The 369-nt window shown below is 60.4% G+C and carries 1 protein-coding gene; it reads left to right on the forward strand.

Features of this window, described 5'->3' with window-relative positions:
* Window positions 1-293 (forward strand): group II intron maturase-specific domain-containing protein (locus tag EH240_RS37600; protein WP_281035208.1); only part of this gene is annotated, 293 nt, incomplete at its 5' end.
* Window positions 294-369 lie beyond the last annotated feature (76 nt).

The raw sequence follows: 369 nt of genomic DNA on the forward strand, positions 1-369 counted from the left end.
AGATCAGGGACTTGCACATCCGCCGACAGACGCAGCTCTCGTTGAACGACATCGCCCGGCTGACCAATCCGCTCCTCAGGGGGTGGATCAGCTATTATGGACGGTATGCGCCAATGGGGCTGCAGCCCATACTTCGCTACGTCAATCAGACGGTGCTTGCGTGGGCAAGGCGGAAGTTCAAGCGCTTTGGCAGGGGTAAGGCTCGGGCAAGTCGGTTCTTACAACGGATCGTCGAGCAGCGCACCGATCTCTTCGTGCACTGGCAACTCGGTCTGATCGGCACGTTTGCCTGATGGGAGCCGTGTGAGCTGAGAGGTTCACGCACGGTTCTGAGAGAGCGGAGGCGCGCAAGCGTCTCCGCTACTCGCC

This window comes from Mesorhizobium tamadayense (assembly GCF_003863365.1).
GTDB lineage: Bacteria > Pseudomonadota > Alphaproteobacteria > Rhizobiales > Rhizobiaceae > Mesorhizobium > Mesorhizobium tamadayense.